At 71.8% G+C, this 15,683-nt stretch carries 13 protein-coding genes; 11 read left to right on the top strand and 2 right to left on the bottom strand.

Features of this window, described 5'->3' with window-relative positions:
* Positions 1–58 precede the first annotated feature (58 nt).
* From ITI46_RS27580 to aspA, 3 genes are all read left to right on the top strand, one after another.
* Positions 59–1,534, top strand: coding sequence for an amino acid permease (locus ITI46_RS27580; protein ID WP_247746678.1), 1,476 nt, complete (start codon positions 59–61; stop codon positions 1,532–1,534).
* Complete coding sequence (locus ITI46_RS27575; protein WP_209242621.1) at positions 1,531–2,607, top strand: asparaginase; 1,077 nt, start codon at positions 1,531–1,533, stop codon at positions 2,605–2,607. The genes ITI46_RS27580 and ITI46_RS27575 overlap by 4 nt, the downstream gene beginning before the upstream one ends.
* A gap of 105 nt (positions 2,608–2,712) precedes the next feature.
* Positions 2,713–4,113, top strand: coding sequence for an aspartate ammonia-lyase (gene aspA / locus ITI46_RS27570; protein ID WP_209242620.1), 1,401 nt, complete (start codon positions 2,713–2,715; stop codon positions 4,111–4,113).
* Positions 4,114–4,567: 454 nt separating this feature from the next.
* Here aspA and ITI46_RS27565 read toward each other — a convergent pair whose 3' ends face one another.
* Entirely contained in the window at positions 4,568–5,233 is a 666-nt protein-coding gene (locus ITI46_RS27565; RefSeq protein ID WP_209242619.1) for a GntR family transcriptional regulator, read from the bottom strand.
* Positions 5,234–5,335: 102 nt separating this feature from the next.
* On the opposite strand from ITI46_RS27565, the gene ITI46_RS27560 reads away from it, so the two are divergent.
* The 4 genes from ITI46_RS27560 to ITI46_RS27545 are packed head-to-tail and all read left to right on the top strand — an operon-like array spanning position 5,336 to position 10,433.
* Entirely contained in the window at positions 5,336–6,556 is a 1,221-nt protein-coding gene (locus ITI46_RS27560; protein ID WP_209242618.1) for a sarcosine oxidase subunit beta family protein, read from the top strand.
* Positions 6,557–6,590: 34 nt separating this feature from the next.
* Positions 6,591–6,887, top strand: a complete 297-nt coding sequence (locus ITI46_RS27555; protein WP_209242617.1) for a sarcosine oxidase subunit delta — start codon at positions 6,591–6,593, stop codon at positions 6,885–6,887.
* Complete coding sequence (locus tag ITI46_RS27550; protein WP_209242616.1) at positions 6,884–9,796, top strand: sarcosine oxidase subunit alpha family protein; 2,913 nt, start codon at positions 6,884–6,886, stop codon at positions 9,794–9,796. The genes ITI46_RS27555 and ITI46_RS27550 overlap by 4 nt, the downstream gene beginning before the upstream one ends.
* Positions 9,789–10,433, top strand: coding sequence for a sarcosine oxidase subunit gamma (locus ITI46_RS27545; protein WP_209242615.1), 645 nt, complete (start codon positions 9,789–9,791; stop codon positions 10,431–10,433). Before ITI46_RS27550 ends, ITI46_RS27545 begins: the two co-directional genes overlap by 8 nt.
* A gap of 15 nt (positions 10,434–10,448) precedes the next feature.
* Here ITI46_RS27545 and ITI46_RS27540 read toward each other — a convergent pair whose 3' ends face one another.
* The gene (locus tag ITI46_RS27540; protein WP_209242614.1) at positions 10,449–11,336 is read right to left on the bottom strand and encodes an iron-sulfur protein; all 888 of its coding nucleotides are present in this window, start codon (positions 11,334–11,336) and stop codon (positions 10,449–10,451) included.
* 177 nt (positions 11,337–11,513) lie between these two features.
* Between ITI46_RS27540 and ITI46_RS27535 the strand changes: the two genes are divergently transcribed.
* The 4 genes from ITI46_RS27535 to ITI46_RS27520 all read left to right on the top strand — a co-directional run bounded on the left by ITI46_RS27535 (position 11,514) and on the right by ITI46_RS27520 (position 15,616).
* The gene (locus ITI46_RS27535; RefSeq protein WP_209242622.1) at positions 11,514–12,539 is read left to right on the top strand and encodes a FecCD family ABC transporter permease; all 1,026 of its coding nucleotides are present in this window, start codon (positions 11,514–11,516) and stop codon (positions 12,537–12,539) included.
* Positions 12,536–13,618: a FecCD family ABC transporter permease gene (locus tag ITI46_RS27530; protein WP_209242613.1), complete on the top strand. Its 1,083-nt coding sequence runs from the start codon at positions 12,536–12,538 to the stop codon at positions 13,616–13,618. The genes ITI46_RS27535 and ITI46_RS27530 overlap by 4 nt, the downstream gene beginning before the upstream one ends.
* The gene (locus ITI46_RS27525; protein WP_209242612.1) at positions 13,615–14,430 is read left to right on the top strand and encodes an ABC transporter ATP-binding protein; all 816 of its coding nucleotides are present in this window, start codon (positions 13,615–13,617) and stop codon (positions 14,428–14,430) included. The genes ITI46_RS27530 and ITI46_RS27525 overlap by 4 nt, the downstream gene beginning before the upstream one ends.
* Positions 14,431–14,599: 169 nt before the next feature.
* Positions 14,600–15,616, top strand: a complete 1,017-nt coding sequence (locus ITI46_RS27520; protein WP_209242611.1) for an ABC transporter substrate-binding protein — start codon at positions 14,600–14,602, stop codon at positions 15,614–15,616.
* The last annotated feature ends 67 nt before the right edge of the window (positions 15,617–15,683 follow it).

Raw genomic sequence — 15,683 nt, 5'->3', positions numbered from 1 at the left:
CCGCCCCCACCGACCCCCTCACGGAAGAAGGCGGAGAACAGGCGTGACCGAAAGAACCCTGCAGCAGACGGAACGGCAGCACCCCGCCGCCCCACCCCTCGATGCCGTGGACGCCGGCGACGTCGGATACAGCAAGTCCCTGAAGTCACGGCACGTCAACATGATCGCCATCGGCGGCGCGATCGGCACCGGGCTGTTCCTCGGCGCCGGCGGCCGGCTCGCGGGTGCCGGGCCGTCCCTCGCGCTGGCCTACGCGGTCTGCGGGGTCTTCGCCTTCCTCGTCGTACGGGCGCTGGGCGAACTCGTCCTGCACCGCCCGTCCTCCGGCGCTTTCGTCTCCTATGCCCGTGAATTCCTGGGCGAGAAGGGGGCGTTCGTCGCGGGCTGGATGTACTTCCTGAACTGGGCCACCACCGGCATTGCCGACATCACGGCGGTGGCGACCTACGCGCACTACTGGGGCATGTTCAGCGACATCCCGCAGTGGATCATCGCGCTGATCGCGCTCGCCGTCGTGCTGACCGTGAACCTGATATCCGTGAAGATCTTCGGCGAGATGGAGTTCTGGTTCGCGATCGTCAAGGTCAGCGCGCTGGTCTGTTTCATGGCGATCGGCATCTTCCTGCTGGTCACCCAGCAGCCGGTGGACGGCCACTCTCCCGGCCCCTCGCTGATCACCGACAACGGTGGTGCCTTCCCGAACGGCATGCTGCCGATGCTGCTGGTCATCCAGGGCGTCGTCTTCGCCTACGCCTCGGTCGAACTGGTCGGCGTGACGGCGGGGGAGACCAGCGAGCCGGAGAAGATCATGCCCAGGGCGATCAACTCCATCATGTGGCGGGTGGCCCTGTTCTACGTCGGCTCTGTCGTGCTGCTGACGATGCTGCTGCCCTGGAACGCGTACTCGGCCGACGAGAGCCCCTTCGTGACCGTGCTCTCCAACATCGGTGTGCCGGCGGCGGGCGGCGTCATGAACCTCGTCGTGCTCACCGCGGCGATGTCCAGTCTCAACTCCGGGCTCTACTCGACCGGACGCATCCTGCGCTCGATGGCGCTGTCGGGCTCCGCGCCCCGGTTCACCGGTGTGATGAGCCGCAGCCACGTGCCGTACGGCGGCATTCTGCTCACCTCGGCGGTCTGCGTCCTGGGCGTGGGGCTCAACTACGTCGTGCCGAGTGACGCGTTCGAGATCGTGCTGAACTTCGCGGCGATCGGCATTCTGGCCACCTGGGCGCTGATCATGGTCAGCCATCTGCTCTTCTGGCAGAAGGCCAGGGCCGGTGCGGTCGTCCGCCCCGGCTACCGGCTGCCGGGCTCGCCGTGGACCGAGCTCGTCACGCTCGCCTTCCTCGTCTCCGTGCTGGGCCTGATGTGGGCCGACGGCGGCGCGGGGCGGATCACCGTGATGTCCCTCCCCGGGATCGCGGTGGCGCTGGTGGCCGGCTGGTTCGTCGTACGCGGCCGGGTGGGGCACCTCCGGGCCGAGGCACAGGCCCGGCGGGCGGCTGCCGAGCGGACCGGGGACGGGGCATGAGCGTGATCCGTACGGCAGACGGGAGCGCGCCCGCGGTGGCGGCGGCTCCGGCCGGGCAACCTGCGGCGGGGCAAGCTGCTGCGGAGCGGCCGTTGGCGGAAGCACCCGTCCGCCGCGCACCCGCCCATGTCCCGCTCGCCCACCTGGTACGCGGGGGCATCGTCGAAGGCGTCCACCACGGCTCGGTCGTGGTGCTGGCCGCTGACGGCAGTGTGCAGTTCCGGGCCGGCGACATCGAGGCCGCCTGCTATCCGCGCTCGGCACTCAAGCCCCTGCAAGCCGTCGCCCTGCGGCGCGCGGGGCTGAAGCTGGACGGCGAGCTGCTGGCTCTCACCGCTGCCAGCCACTCGGGCGAGGCGCGGCATCTGGCCGGGGCCCGGCACATCCTGCGCCTGGCCGGGCTGGCCGAGGACGACCTGCGCAACACCCCCGACCTGCCCTACGGCGCCGAGCAGCGCGCCGAGTGGCTGCGCCGCGGGCTCGGCCCGACCCGGCTCGCCCAGAACTGCTCGGGCAAGCACGCCGCCATGCTGATGACGGCCAGGCTGCACGGCTGGCCGCTGCCGGACTACCTCGACCCCGGGCACCCGCTGCAGCGGGCCGTCGCCGCGACGGTGGCCGAACTGACCGGGCAGGAGCTCGCCGGGGTGAGCGTCGACGGCTGCGGAGCACCACTGTTCGCGGTCTCCCTGCACGGGCTCACCCGGGCCGTCGCGCGGCTGGCCGCCGCCGCGCCGGACACCCATGAGGGCCGGGTCGCCCAGGCCGTGCGGGAGTACCCGGAGGCGGCCTCGGGCACCGGGCGGGACGTCGCCCGGCTGATGCGCGGGGTGCCCGGTCTCCTCGCGAAGGACGGCTTCGAAGGCGTGCAGGTCGCGGCGCTCCCGGACGGACGCGCCGTCGGGGTGAAGATCGCCGACGGCGCCGACCGTGCCCGGATGCCGGTGACCGCGGCGGCCCTCGCCCGGTGCGGGGCCGACCCGGCGGTCCTGGCCGGATTCGCCGCCACGCCCGTCACGGGCGGCGGCGCGGTCGTCGGCAGCTTGCGGGCCGCGGGGGCGCTCGCCGACTGACTCGCCGATGAGGGGGGCTGCCTCCTGTTCCGCCCCCCCGAAGACCAACCTCATATCCCTCTCGAACCTCACCCGCACCATCTGAACCAAGGGAACATCTGCGCCATGACTGCCGACCACCGTCGCGAGCACGACCTGCTCGGTGACAGGGACGTGCCCTCCGCCGCGTACTGGGGCATCCATACGCTGCGCGCCACCGAGAACTTCCCGATCACCGGTACGGCGATATCCGCGTACCCCCACCTGATCAATGCCCTCGCGGCGGTCAAGGAAGCCGCGGCCCGCGCCAACCAGGACCTCGGGCTGCTCCCCGCTGAGCAGGCCGACGCCATCGCGACCGCCTGCCAGGAGGTCAGGGGCGGCCGGCTGCACGACGAGTTCGTCGTGGACGTCATTCAGGGCGGGGCCGGCACCTCGACGAACATGAACGCGAACGAGGTGATCGCCAACCGTGCCCTGGAGATCATGGGGCACGCCAAGGGTGACTACGCGCATCTCCACCCCAATGAACACGTCAACCTCAGCCAGTCCACCAACGACGTCTACCCGACGGCTCTCAAGGTCGCGACCATCACCTCCGTGCAGGGACTGCGCGGCGCGATGACCGTGCTGGCCGAGGCGTTCGCCGCCAAGGCCGAGGAGTTCCGTGACGTCCTGAAAATGGGCCGTACCCAGCTCCAGGACGCCGTGCCCATGACGCTCGGACAGGAATTCTCCACATACGCGGTGATGCTGGAGGAGGACCGCAGCAGGCTCGCCGAGGCCGCCCTGCTGATGCACGAGATCAACCTCGGGGCCACCGCGATCGGCACCGGCCTCAACGCCCCGGCCGGCTACGCCGAGGCGGCCCGCCGCCACCTCGCCGCCATCACAGGTCTGCCGCTGGTGACGGCCGTCAACCTCGTCGAGGCCACCCAGGACTGCGGAGCTTTCGTCCACCTCTCGGGTGTCCTCAAGCGCATCGCCGTCAAGCTCTCCAAGAGCTGCAACGACCTGCGTCTGCTCTCCTCCGGCCCGCGCGCCGGACTCGCCGAGATCAACCTGCCGCCGGTCCAGGCGGGTTCCAGCATCATGCCCGGCAAGGTCAATCCCGTGATCCCCGAGGTCGTCAACCAGGTCGCCTTCGAGATCATCGGCAACGACGTCACCATCACCATGGCAGCGGAGGCGGGCCAGCTCCAGCTCAACGCCTTCGAACCGGTCATCCTGCACTCCCTCTCGGAGAGCATCACCCACCTGGGCGCCGCCTGTCGCACCCTGGCCGAGCGCTGCGTTTCCGGCATCACCGCCAACACCGAGACGCTGGGCGCCAGTGTGGAGAACTCCATCGGCCTGGTCACCGCACTCAACCCGCACATCGGCTACGCGGCTGCCACCGACATCGCCAAGGAAGCACTCGCCACCGGCCGCGGAGTCGCCGAACTTGTCCTGGAGAGGGGCCTGCTCCCCGCCGACCGGCTCGCCGCGCTGCTCCGCCCGGCCGAAGTCGCGAGGACCACCGGCTGATCAGGCGTGCAGTCGGCCCGGCAGCAGCGCGCTGAGCGGCATGGGGGCGGCGCGAAGACAGTTGGCCTTGTCCGACCGGGCCCCTGCTTCCGAACGGTGTACGTTGCGCCGCCGCCTGTTCCTCTCCGAAACGCGGACCTCTCCCGGCAGGGTGGCCGCTACGGCCCTGGCGTGCGCGGCAACCGGGGCAGGAGTGGGCGCGAGGGTGCTGCTGTTCATCGCGGTGTCGACCGCCCGGACTTCCCGGCGACCTCCGTGGCCGCCCAGGCGGCACAGGACACCCGCAACCTGCGCTCTCGACGTGGCCGGGCTCGCGGTTGCCGTGCCGGCGACGAGGAGCGCTCGCGCTCTTTCCGGGATCCGGACCCAGTTCGCGAGGCGCCACTGAGGGGGCCGCGCTTCAGACGCGGGTTACAGATGCCCGTCTCAGGAGCGCCGTCTCAGGTGCCCGGCTTCAAATGGCCCCGCGGATGGCCCGTTCGAAGTTCTCGACGTGGCCGCGGGCGAGTTGGGCCGCCTTGTCGGGGTCGCCGGTGACGATCGCCTCGATCAACGGACCGTGCTCGGAGACATGACCGGCCACGTCGGACAGCTGGTCGATGAACAGGCACCAGATGCGGGTGGCCAGGTTGTCGTGGCGGACGAGGGCGTCCTCGAGGTACGGGTTGTGGGTGGCGGCGTAGATGGCGCGGTGGACCTGGAGGTCCAGGTGCATGAGCTCGGCGGCGTCGCGCTGGCGGGAGTGCGCGCCCTCCAGCTCCCGCTGCAGGGCCGACAGGGACGAACGGTCAGCGGCCGTGGCGCGCCGCGCGGCCTGTGCTGCGGCCAGCGGCTCCAGCTCCTGGCGTACCTCTGAGATGTGGGCGAGGTCGGTGATGTTGACCTCGGTGGCGAAGGTGCCGCGCCGGGGGTAGGTGGTGATCAGCCGCTCGTACTGGAGCCGCTTGAGCGCCTCGCGCACCGGCGTCCGCCCGACACCGAGGGACTGTGCCAGCTGGTCCTCGTTGATCGGGGCGCCCGGGCGGATCTCGAGCATGACCAGCTGGTCGCGGATGGCGCGGTAGGCGCGCTCGGCGAGGGACAGTTCCTCGCCACCGGGCTCGGTCGCCACGTGCTGCATGAAACCCCCTTGACCTGTCCAGCGAGCTCCCATACCTTACAGGACAAGCTGATATATCAGTTGTCCCTTAGTTGGCTCTCAGTAGCTGAACGGAGGCGCGGCATGACGACCCAGCCGCTGCCGGAGCACCCGGACTTCCTCTGGCGGAACCCCGAGCCGCGTTCCTCCTACGATGTCGTCATCGTGGGCGCCGGAGGCCACGGTCTGGCCACCGCCTACTACCTCGCCAAGAACCACGGCATCACCAATGTCGCCGTCCTGGAGAAGGGCTGGCTGGCCGGCGGCAACATGGCACGCAACACCACGATCATCCGCTCCAACTATCTGTGGGACGAGAGCGCGGCGATCTACGAACACGCGCTCAAACTGTGGGAGGGGCTGCCGGAGGAGCTGGACTACGACTTCCTGTTCAGCCAGCGCGGCGTGCTCAACCTCGCGCACACCCTCCAGGATGTCCGCGAGGGCGTGCGCCGCGTGGGCGCCAACCGGCTCAACGGCGTCGATGCGCAGTGGCTCGAACCGGACGAGGTCGCCAAGGTCTGTCCCATCCTCAACGTCTCGTCCGACACCCGTTATCCCGTCCTCGGCGCCACCTTCCAGCCGCGGGCCGGCATCGCCAAGCACGACCACGTGGCCTGGGCGCTCGCCCGCAGGGCCGACGAGATGGGCGTGGACCTGATCCAGGGATGCGAGGTCACCGGCTTCATCAAGGACGGCAACCGGGTCGTCGGCGTCGAGACCAGCCGCGGCCGCATCCGGGCCGGCCGGATCGGGCTCGCGGCCGCCGGGCACAGCAGCGAGCTGGCGCAGCGCGCCGGCTTCCGGCTGCCGGTGCAGTCCCACCCGCTGCAGGCGCTGGTCTCCGAGCTGCATGAGCCGGTGCACCCCACCGTGGTGATGTCCAACCATGTGCACGTCTACGTCTCCCAGGCGCACAAGGGCGAACTGGTGATGGGCGCGGGCGTCGACTCCTACAACGGCTACGGACAGCGCGGCTCCTTCCATGTGATCGAGCATCAGATGGCCGCAGCTGTGGAGCTGTTCCCTGTCTTCGCCCGTGCGCATGTGCTGCGGACCTGGGGCGGCGTCGTGGACGTCACACCTGACGCCTCCCCGCTGATCGGCAGCACCCCCGTCGACAACCTCTACGTCAACTGCGGCTGGGGCACCGGCGGATTCAAGGCCACCCCGGCCGCGGGCTGGACCTTCGCGCACACCATCGCCACGGGGGAGCCGCACCCGCTGAACGCCCCGTTCTCCCTCGAACGCTTCACGACGGGCGCACTGATCGACGAACACGGCGCCGCGGCCGTGGCCCACTGAGCGCCCACCCAGGGCCCGCTGAGAGAAGGACACCGTGCTGCTGATCACCTGCCCATGGTGCGGTCCCCGCGACGAGACCGAGTACCACTACGGGGGACAGGCCCACGTCCCCTACCCCGAGAACCCCGCAGAACTCGACGACCGGCAGTGGGCCGAGTACGTCTTCTACCGCGACAACCACAAGGGCCCCTTCGCCGAGCGGTGGATGCACAGCACAGGCTGCCGCCGCTGGTTCAACGTCCTGCGCGACACCGTCAGCTATGAAGTGCTCGCCGTCTACCGGCTCGATGAGCCATGCCCCGCACTGTCCCAGGCCGGAGGGAACCCATGACCGACCAGCGATTCCGGCTCCGGCACGGAGGCCGCATCGACCGCGGCACCGAGCTGCGGTTCACCCTCGACGGGCGGGAGATGACCGGGCACCCCGGAGACACCGTCGCCTCCGCGATGCTGGCGAACGGCGTGATCGAGGTCGCCCCGTCCCTCTACCGCGGCCGCCCGCGCGGGATCGTCGCCGCGGGGGTCGAGGAGCCCAACGCGCTGCTGCAGCCCGACGGCCCGTGCTCCGAGGGCATGCTGCCGGCGACGACGGTGGAGCTCTACGACGGCCTGTCCGCCGGCACGCTCTCCGGGATGGGCCGGCTGGACCCGGCCCGGGACCCGGCCGTCTACGACAAGAAGTACGTGCACACCGACGTCCTGGTCGTCGGCGCAGGTCCGGCCGGGCTCGCGGCAGCCGCCGCTGCCGCAGGTTCCGGCGCCCGCGTGATCCTGGTGGACGAACAGTCCGAGCCCGGCGGGTCGCTGCTCTCCGGGCGCACGGAGACGGTCGGCGCGCAGAGCGCCCAGGAGTGGATCGGCGAAGTCCGCGCGGCGCTCGACGCGGCACCCGAGGCCGTCGTCCTGCAGCGCACCACGGCGTTCGGCAGCTACGACGCCAACTATGTGCTGGCCGTGCAGCGGCGCACCGACCATCTCGGAGCCGAGGCGCCCGAACCGGCCGCGGGCGTCTCGCGGCAGCGGCTGTGGCACATACGGGCCCGGCAGGTGGTGCTGGCGACCGGAGCTCATGAGCGTCCGCTGGTCTTCGCCGGCAACGACCGCCCCGGGGTGATGCTCGCCTCGGCCGTGCGCACCTACCTCAACAGGTACGCGGTGGCCCCGGGCTCGCGGGCCGTGGTCAGCACCACCAACGACAGCGCCTACGACACGGTCGCCGATCTCCACGCCGCCGGGGTCGAGATCGCCGCCGTCGTTGACGCCCGGCCCGAGCTGTCCCAGCGGGCCGCCGAGGTCGCCGTGGCCACCGGGGTACGGGTGCTGGCGGGCAGCGCGGTGGTCGGCACCGCGGGTGAGGGCCGGCTCACCGGCGTCACCGTCCAGGCCCTCGATGAGCGCGGCCAACTCGCCGGGGACGCCGACTCGTTCGACTGCGACCTGCTCGCCGTCTCCGGTGGGTGGAGCCCGGCGGTGCATCTGCACAGCCAGCGCCAGGGCCGACTGCGCTGGGACGAGGAGCTGGCCGCCTTCGTCCCCGACGGTGCCGTTCGTGACCAGCACATCGTCGGTGCGGCCGGCGGGACGTACGGCCTCGACGGCTGCCTGGCCGAAGGGGCGTGGGCCGGTGCGCGGGCCGCGACGGATGCGGGGTTCCCGCTTCCCGTGCCCGCACCGCCGTCCGGTGCCGCCCGGGACGCGGGTCCGGTGCGCGCCCTGTGGCTGGTGCCGGCGCCCGGTGACGACGGCTCCGGCAGCGAACCCGACAGCTGGCGCACGCACTTCGTTGACCTGCAACGCGACGTCACCGTGGCCGACGTATGGCGCTCAACCGGCGCCGGCATGCGCGGCGTCGAGCACGTCAAGCGCTACACCTCGCTCGGCACGGCGAACGACCAGGGCAAGACCTCCGGTGTCAACGCGATCGGGGTGATCGCCGAAGCGCTCGGCACGGATGCGTCACCCGGGGAGATCGGCACCACCTCCTACCGGGCGCCCTACACGCCGGTGGCTTTCGCCGCGCTGGCCGGGCGTGAGCGCGGCGAGCTCTTCGATCCTGAGCGCCGTACCGCGATCCACGAGTGGCATCTGGCGCACGGCGCGGTCTTCGAGGACGTCGGGCAGTGGAAGCGCCCCCGGTACTACCCGGGGCCGGGCGAGGACATGGACACCGCCGTGGCCCGCGAGTGCCGTGCAGCGCGTGAGGGCGTCGCGTTCATGGACGCGTCCACGCTCGGCAAGATCGAGATCTGGGGCGCGGACGCGGGCACGTTCCTCAACCGGATCTACACCAACGCCTTCAAGAAGCTGCGGCCGGGGCTCGGCCGCTACGGCGTGATGTGCAAGCCCGACGGGATGATCTTCGACGACGGCGTGACGCTGCGTCTGGAGGAGAACCGCTACTTCATGACCACCACGACCGGCAACGCCGCCGCGGTCCTGGACTGGCTGGAGGAGTGGCTGCAGACCGAGTGGCCCGAACTCGACGTGCACTGCACCTCGGTGACCGAGCAGTGGGCGACGATCGCCGTCGTCGGCCCGCAGTCGCGCGAGGTCGTCGCCCACCTCGCTCCCGAGCTCGATCTGTCGAACGGCGCCTTCCCGTTCATGGCCTTCCGCGAGACCACTCTGGCCTCGGGCATCCCCGCGCGCATCTGCCGGATCTCCTTCTCCGGCGAACTCGCCTACGAGATCAACGTTTCCGCGTGGTACGGCCTGGCGGTCTGGGAGGAGGTGTACGCGGTCGGCCGGCCGTACGACATCACTCCGTACGGCACCGAGACGATGCACGTGCTGCGGGCCGAGAAGGGCTACATCATCGTCGGTCAGGACACCGACGGCACCGTCACGCCGCAGGACGCGGGCATGTCCTGGGTGATCTCGCAGCGGAAGGACTTCATCGGCAAGCGGTCCTACTCCCGCGCCGACACCTCCCGCACCGACCGCAAGCACTTGGTCGGCCTGCTGCCCGGCGACCGCAGTACCCGGCTGCCCGAGGGCACCCAGCTCGTCGCGCCGGAGGTGTCCCTCACCCCGGGGGCCGAGCCGGTGCCGATGCTCGGCCACGTCACCTCCAGCTACCACAGCCCCGCGCTCGGCCGCCCCTTCGCGCTCGCGCTGGTCACCGCCGGCCGGGACCGCGTTGGTGACACGCTGCTCGCCCCCGTCGGCGACGACCTCGTACCCGTCCAGGTCACCGAACCCGTGCTCTACGACCCCGAAGGGACCAAGCGAGATGGCTGAGCCGACGACGATCGACGCGGGTGCCGATGCGGGCACGGGCCCAGTGGCCCTGCGCACAAGTCCCCTGGCGCATCTGGAGGAGCGGATGCGGGCCGCGGCCGTCACCGGTGCCCGCGGCGTCGCGCTGAGCGAGCTGCCTTTCGTCACGATGGTGAACCTGCGCGTCGGTCCCGCCTCCGAAGCCGCCGGCCGTATCGAGAGGGCGCTGGGGGCACCGCTCCCGCAGGAGTGCGGCCACACCACCGCATCCGGCTCCCACACGGTCGTCTGGCTCGGCCCCGACGAATGGCTCGTGCTGTCCCGGGACGCCGCGCCCGCCGTGGCCGCCGACTTGCGGGAGGCGCTCGGCGCCGACCCGGGCTCGGTGGTGGACGTCTCGGCCAACCGCACCACGCTGGAGCTGAGCGGCCCGGCCGCCCGGCAGGTGCTGGAGAAGGGCTGCCCGCTGGACCTGCACTCCCGGGCCTTCGCCCCCGGCCGGGCCGTGTCGACCACGGTGGGGCCCGTCCCGGTGCTGCTCTGGCAGGTCGACGGCGTGCCGACGTACCGGCTCCTGCCGCGGTCCTCGTTCGCCGACTATCTGGCGCGCTGGCTCATCGACGCGATGACCGAGTTCGGCAGCCCGGAGCTGCCCTGAGGCCCCGGGCCCGCCTCACGACTCCAGCCTGCGCAGTCGCTCCCCGTCGCTGGTGCGGGGGCAGGTGAGGCAGGGCTGGGCGGTGCCGATCGTGTAGTAGAGGCAGCAGCCCACTCGGGTGCGGGTCGGAAAGGAGCGGCCGGAGGCGCTGGTGAGATACCGGAAGGCGGCGCCGCCGGGGAACGGCGGGACGGGTCCGGGCAGCAGTTCGGTGGCTGCCCGGACGGCGTCCTCCTCCTGTCCGAGCATGCGGCCGAGATACCAGATGCCGGAGACCAGGTCGTCTTCCACCATGCCCCACAACGCCCGTGGGCCGCGCCGCACTTCGGGCGCGAACGCGGTGAGCAGCGGGCGCATATGGTCGGCCACGGCGGACCGCAGTTCGGCGCGGAGCGCTTCCTCGTCCACCAGTACCCGCGCCCCGGGGCTGTGCCGCGCCGCCTCGTCGTCCGCGAGGCAGGAGAACGACTGGCCCGGAGCGATCCCCACCGCTCCGGTTTCCAGATCGACCCTGATGTCGCCCGGCCTGACACGCGGCACGCGGCGTTCCAGATACCAGGAACCGCTCATCAGGAGAGCCACGGACCACGCGTAGCCGTGCAGCGCGCGGGAGGCGGCCACGTCCCGGCGGGCCTGGTGCGCTGCGCGCTGCTGGATACGGGCGGCCTCCGCGCCGATGAAGCGGTCCAGGGCCCCGGAATCCTGCCGCAACGCCGCGCCGCTGACGTGCCGTTGGGAGCGGGGCCGGGACACCTCGGTGCCGTCCTCCGCCATCACCCTGGCGTTGAGGGCTTCGCAGATGGCGATGGTGCGCTCGTACAGCCCGGTGAGGAGGTCAGGTGCACGGGGCGTGGCGGAGGGGTGGAGGTGCGGTGTGCGCCGGGCGGCCCGGGGCGTGCTCATCGAAGTTTTCCCTCTTGGTGTGCATGAGGCGGCGGAGGATGGAGAGAAAGGCAAGGCTCACCTTAGTGGTGTTGGCCTCGGCCTGATCAACTGCGGTGGGTCCCGGAGGTCCGGCTGGCCGTACGGTGGACGCGGTTGCTTATTTAGGTTTGCCTAACCTAATCTCCTTGCGTGTTCATGGTCAGACAGGCCGCTCCTCCGGGCGCGCAGCCTTCCCCTCGCGTACGGCGCTGGGCCCCGCTCTTCCTGATCGGGCTCGCCGCCCTGGCGCTGTGCGCCGCCTCGAGCCTTGCGCTGGGCGCCCGTTCCGTTCCGCTGTCCACCGTCGTCGCCGCCGTCTTCGGTGACGGGCACGGGCGCGACGCCCTCGTGGTGACAGGGCTGCGGCTGCCGCGGACCGCGGTGGGGCTCGCCGTCGGAGCCGCGCTCGGCGTCGCCGGAGCCGTCGCCCAGGGGATCACCCGGAACGCGCTCGCCGCACCGACCACGCTCGGCATCAACGCGGGCGCCGGCTTCGCCGTGGTGACGGCCATCTACGGGCTGCACCTCTCCCGGCCCGCCGAGTACGTGTGGTTCGCCTTCGCCGGCGCCGCCGCGGCCGCGCTGTTCGCCCAGGCGCTGGCCCGCCGTGCCGGGGACATCGACCCGGTACGGCTCGCACTCGGCGGCACCGTCCTCCAACTCGTGCTGCTCTCCTGGACCTCGGCCGTGATGCTGGCCAGCAAGCGCACCCTGGACGAGGCCCGCTTCTGGCTGGCGGGCTCGCTGGCCGGACGCAGCCTGGACGTGCTCTGGCCGATGCTGCCCGCGATGGTGCTCGGCGTCGTGCTGGCCCTCGCCATCGGCCCGGCGCTCAACGCCCTCGCCCTGGGCGACGACGCGGCCCAGTCGCTCGGGGTGCCGGTGGCCCGAATCCGGCTGGCCGGCGGAATCGCCGTCGTGCTGCTCGCCGGGGCCGCCGTCGCGGTGGCCGGGCCCATCGCCTTCATCGGGCTCGCGGCCCCGCACCTGGTCAGGCTGCTGCTGGGCAACGACCACCGGGTGCTGATCCCCGGCTGCCTCGTCGCGGGACCGCTGCTGCTGCTCGCCGCCGATGTGCTGGGGCGCGTCGTGGTACGGCCGGCCGAGCTGGAGGTCGGCATCGTCAGCGCCTTCCTCGGCGCGCCCCTGCTCGCCTTCCTCGCCAGGAAGGTGGCCCGATGACCGCTGCGCCGCACCCCGTTGACACCGCGTCGGCCACACCGCGTACGGAGCCCGGAGCGGGCACCCCGGCCCGCGTACGGCACCGGCGCCGCGTCCTGCTGACCGGAAGCTGCGCCCTCGCCGCGCTGCTCGTCCTGCTCGCCTTCGCGCTCGCCCTGGGGGAGATCCGGCTGCCGGCGCCCGTCGCGCTGCCCGCGCTCTTCGGGATCGGCGATCCGGCCGACGTCCTTGTGGTCCAGGAGTTCCGGGCGCCCCGCGCCGTCGCGGCCGTCATCGCCGGGGCCGGGCTCGGCATGGCCGGCGTCCTGCTCCAGCGGCTCTTCCGCAACCCGCTCGCCTCGCCGGACGTGATGGGCGTGACCGGCGGCGCCTCGTTCGGGGCTGTCGTCCTGCTGGCCACCGGCGCCTCGCAGACGCTGATTCCGGTGGGCGCCCTCGCCGGTGGCCTGCTGGCCGCGGTCCTGCTGGGGGTGTTCGCCTGGCGCTCCGGGGTTTCCGTCACCCGCCTGGTGCTCACCGGACTCGCCGTACAGGCCGGACTCGCCGCCGCCGTCAATCTGATGGTCGTCCGCTTCCCCGCCGAACTCGCCAACTCGGCACTCCAGTGGACAACCGGCTCGGTGTACGGGCGCACGTGGGAAGAGGTACGGACAGCGGGCGGCGCGCTCGTCCTGGTCAGCGCCGTCGCCTTCCTGCTGCACCGCAGGCTCGCCGTCCTCGACCTGGGCGACGACTCCGCCGGAGCGCTCGGCCTGAAGACCTCCGCTGCCCGGCTGCAACTGCTCGTCGTCGCCATCGTCCTGGCGTCCCTCGCCGCCGCACTCTCCGGCCCGGTCGCGTTCGTCGCGCTGGCCGTGCCGCACCTCGTGCGGTTCGCCGTCGGTCCGCCGACCGCGGGCACCTTCGCGCTGTCCGGGCTCGCCGGTGCCGTACTGCTGCTCGCCTCAGATCTGCTGGTGCAGCATCTGCTCCCGGTCCACGGGCTGCCCGTCGGCGTGGTCACCGCCACGCTGGGCGCGCCCTGGCTGCTGGCGCTGATGCTCCGGCAGAGCCGACCCGTCCACAGGAGCCAGGCATGACCGCCAACCAGCTCTCCACCCGAGGACTCGAACTGCGCTACGGCGCCAAGGCGGTCGTCCAGGACCTCGACCTGGAACTGCCCGGAGACGCCGTGACCGCCATCGTCGGTCCCAACGCATGCGGCAAGTCCACCCTGCTGCGCGGCCTGGCCAGGCTGCTCGACCCGGCGGCCGGAACCGTGGCGCTGGACGGCGCCGACATCCACCGGATGCCGGCCCGCGCGCTCGCCCGCCGGATGGGCCTGCTGCCGCAGCAGCCCGTCACCCCCGAGGCGATCACCGTGGAGGCGCTGGTGCGGCTGGGCCGCTTCCCGCACCAGCGGCTCCTCGCCCCGTGGTCGGCGGCCGACCAGGCCGCGGTCGAGGCGGCGCTGGAGCGCACCGGCACCCTGCCGCTGCGCGACCAGCACGTCGACCGGCTCTCCGGCGGCCAGCGGCAGCGCGCCTGGATCGCGCTGGCCCTGGCACAGGACACCGAGTTGCTGCTGCTGGACGAGCCCACCACCTTCCTCGACCTGCGGCACCAGCTGGACGTGCTCGACCTGGTCGCCGACCTGCACACCGACGCGGGCCGCACCGTCGTGATGGTGCTGCACGACCTGGGGCAGGCCGCCCGTTACGCCGACCACATGGTCGTCATGAAGGACGGGCGGCCCGCGGCCGCGGGCCCGCCGGGCGAAGTGCTCGACGCCGAACTCGTCGCCTCCGTGTTCGACGTGGACTGCCGGATCGTCCCCGACCCGGAGACCGGCACCCCGCTGGTCGTGCCCCGGGACCGTGCGGGACGCCGTACCGCCGCCGCACCCGCCTGACCGGCGCGGGCGCGCTCCGTACGGCACGGCCCGTACCGCACCGCCCGCACGGCCCAGCTCGGCTCCGCCCATACGGCCGGACCACGCCACCCGCGCCGCCGCCACCCACAGACGTCGCCCCCCACGCAAGGCAACGCCAACTCACCCTCACAGCAAGGAAGACGAACCCATGTCCACCAGACCCACCCTGCGCGGAACCCTGCGCCTGCTCGCCGCGCTGCTGGCGGTCCTCGTCGGCGCGACCGCACTCACCGCCTGCGGGGGCGGCACATCGGCCGACGGCGACAAGTCGAAGGCGGGTGCGAAGTCCGGGGCCTTCCCCCGCACCGTCAAGCACGCCATGGGCAGCACGAAGATCCCGGCCGCGCCCCAGCGTGTCGTCGTGCTCGACACCGGCGAGCTGGACGATGTCACCATGCTCGGCCTCAAGCCCGTCGGCGCCGTCTCCCCGCACATGAAGACCGAGGGCGGCTTTCCGAGTTACCTGAAGGACAAGATCGGCGGCGTCAAGGACGTCGGGCCCATGGAGGAGCCGAACCTGGAGCTGATCGCCTCCCTCAAGCCCGATCTGATCCTCTCCTCGAAGGTCCGGCACGAGAAGATCTACGACAAGCTCAAGGCCGTCGCCCCCACCGTCTTCACCGAGACCACCGGCGGCCCCTGGAAGTCCAACCTCAAGGTCCACGCCAAGGCGCTCGGCATGGAGAAGCAGGCCGACGCAGCGATGAAGAAGTACGAGTCGCGGGCCAAGGCGCTGGGCGAGGCCATCAAGAAGAAGGACCACGGCACCATGCCCTCCGCCTCGGTCGTCCGCTTCATCGCGGGCCCGACCCGGCTCTACCAGAAGTCCTCCTTCAGCGGTGTGGTGCTGGACGACATCGGCCTCCGGCGCCCGAAGTCGCAGAGCTCCACCGACCCGGACGAGCCCATGGCGGACGTCAGCCCCGAGCAGATCGACAGGGCCGAGGCGGACCTGATCTTCGTCACCAACGGCGACGACCCGAAGAAGACCAAGCGCGAGGACGTCACGGACAACCCGGTCTGGAAGGACCTCGACGCCGTCAAGAAGGACAAGGTCTTCGACGTGCCCGACGAGACGTGGATGTCCGGCATCGGCGTCCAGGCCGCCAACCACATGCTCGCCGACGTGGCCAAGGCCACCGGGGTCGAGCTTCCGGAGAAGTAACCGACCCCACGCGCCACGCGGGGACGGCCACCACCACCGCCGTACGGCCGTCCCCGCGGCCCCGCCC

The sequence above is a fragment of the Streptomyces oryzae genome, assembly GCF_017676365.1.
Classification (GTDB): Bacteria; Actinomycetota; Actinomycetes; order Streptomycetales; family Streptomycetaceae; genus Streptomyces; species Streptomyces oryzae.
Note: the sequence above shows the minus strand (reverse complement) of the source record. Positions and strands in the feature narration are given on the sequence as shown.

Coding starts and splice junctions, on each gene's coding strand:
- ITI46_RS27575 (WP_209242621.1), top strand. CDS start 1,531: ATGAGCGTGATCCGTACGGCAGACGGGAGCGCGCCCGCGGTGGCGGCG.
- aspA (WP_209242620.1), top strand. CDS start 2,713: ATGACTGCCGACCACCGTCGCGAGCACGACCTGCTCGGTGACAGGGAC.
- ITI46_RS27565 (WP_209242619.1), bottom strand. CDS start 5,233: ATGCAGCACGTGGCGACCGAGCCCGGTGGCGAGGAACTGTCCCTCGCC.
- ITI46_RS27560 (WP_209242618.1), top strand. CDS start 5,336: ATGACGACCCAGCCGCTGCCGGAGCACCCGGACTTCCTCTGGCGGAAC.
- ITI46_RS27550 (WP_209242616.1), top strand. CDS start 6,884: ATGACCGACCAGCGATTCCGGCTCCGGCACGGAGGCCGCATCGACCGC.
- ITI46_RS27545 (WP_209242615.1), top strand. CDS start 9,789: ATGGCTGAGCCGACGACGATCGACGCGGGTGCCGATGCGGGCACGGGC.
- ITI46_RS27540 (WP_209242614.1), bottom strand. CDS start 11,336: ATGAGCACGCCCCGGGCCGCCCGGCGCACACCGCACCTCCACCCCTCC.
- ITI46_RS27535 (WP_209242622.1), top strand. CDS start 11,514: ATGGTCAGACAGGCCGCTCCTCCGGGCGCGCAGCCTTCCCCTCGCGTA.
- ITI46_RS27530 (WP_209242613.1), top strand. CDS start 12,536: ATGACCGCTGCGCCGCACCCCGTTGACACCGCGTCGGCCACACCGCGT.
- ITI46_RS27525 (WP_209242612.1), top strand. CDS start 13,615: ATGACCGCCAACCAGCTCTCCACCCGAGGACTCGAACTGCGCTACGGC.
- ITI46_RS27520 (WP_209242611.1), top strand. CDS start 14,600: ATGTCCACCAGACCCACCCTGCGCGGAACCCTGCGCCTGCTCGCCGCG.